The following is a 1,192-nucleotide window of genomic DNA, read 5'->3' on the forward strand; positions in this document are numbered from 1 at the left end:
GCGCGGCGCTGTGCGGCGGCAGCAGCCTGGCTACCGCGCGGTCCTTGAATGCTTGTCCGTATCGAGCCAACTCGTTCTCTGTCATCGTCCCCGGGTCTACGAAATGCGGCGGCCGAGCAGGCTGTGGATTTATGGGCGATGCGCTGCGCGCACCGGCCAGCTTGCCGTGGACAACGCTGTCGCGTTGCCCACCGCGCAGGCCTTCGCCCACAAGCTCCACAGCCTGCCACCACCATCTACATGAACCTGGAACTCAACGAAGACCAGGTTCTATCGGGGTGACAACAATTCTGACGCGGGGGGCCCCACCGTTCTCGGCACGCAACCCGGCGCATTGCCTTCGCTGACTTTCGACATCGCGTTCACCGAGACACCCAACGTGTCGGGGTCGTGCGTCGCGCCCAGCCCGCCTAACAACCCCTGCAACGACATCTTCGTCCTGAAGACCGGGCTGCTGAACGCCGTGCTCCCGTACCCGGATGCGTCGCAGCTGTACTTCATCAACATCTTTCCGATTGCGGGCGGCGCACTGGGTGTGCTCGACAACGCGATCTGCGCGGCGGCAGGCGTGATCACGACCACGGGCTGCCTGGGGTTCACGACCATCGAGGGACAGTCCAACCCGTTGTCGTTCGGGTTCACGATTTCCACGGAGCGGCTCGAGATTCCGGAGCCCGGCACGCTGGCGCTTGCGGGTCTGGCGCTGCTTGGCGCGGGCTTGGCGCGTCGGCGCGCGGCAGTTCGTCGGGACTGAGAGCGTGAGAGTTTTTCGTCCGCTGCCCTCGTGCTGGCATGTCTCTGGCTTGCTGTTGGGCATGAGCGATCCGACGCACCAAGACAGCGTGGCCGGGGTTTTGTTCGAGGACTTGGCGCGCGTCGATGAGCAAGCGGTGCAGGCCGCCGTGCAAGCGCGAGCCGTTGCGCTGCGCGCGCAGCCGCCGCGGCTGCTGCAGCCCAACCGCAAGCAGATCGAACTGCGGGCATCGGACCTGGAGTCGCTGCTGGGCGAGGACCACCGAGCGCGGCTGGTATGGGGCTACGTCGAGCGGCAGGACCTGAGCCGGCTGACCGATGCGATCAAGGCGCGCGGCAGCAATGCCGGACGCGCGGCGATCGACCCGCGCATCCTGTTTGCGCTGTGGCTGTACGCCACGCTCGAAGGCGTGGGCAGCGGGCGCGAGCTGGCGCGGCT

3 protein-coding genes are annotated in these 1,192 nt (G+C 66.8%); 2 read left to right on the forward strand and 1 reads right to left on the reverse strand.

Annotated features, from left to right (window positions below; genetic code table 11):
• On the reverse strand, positions 1-211 hold a 211-nt coding region (locus DRV96_RS18490), incomplete at its 3' end, for a hypothetical protein (protein ID WP_210757106.1).
• A 123-nt stretch (positions 212-334) separates the two neighbouring features.
• On the opposite strand from DRV96_RS18490, the gene DRV96_RS17730 reads away from it, so the two are divergent.
• Both DRV96_RS17730 and DRV96_RS17735 read left to right on the forward strand, forming a co-directional pair.
• A complete protein-coding gene (locus tag DRV96_RS17730) occupies positions 335-754 on the forward strand; it encodes a THxN family PEP-CTERM protein (protein WP_119293606.1) in 420 nt (139 codons plus the stop codon).
• Positions 755-815: 61 nt separating this feature from the next.
• Positions 816-1,192, forward strand: a 377-nt coding sequence (locus DRV96_RS17735; RefSeq protein ID WP_473199552.1) for a transposase, incomplete at its 3' end; no start/stop codon positions are given.

The organism is Azohydromonas sediminis (assembly GCF_003574675.1).
Lineage (GTDB): Bacteria > Pseudomonadota > Gammaproteobacteria > Burkholderiales > Burkholderiaceae_C > Calidifontimicrobium > Calidifontimicrobium sediminis.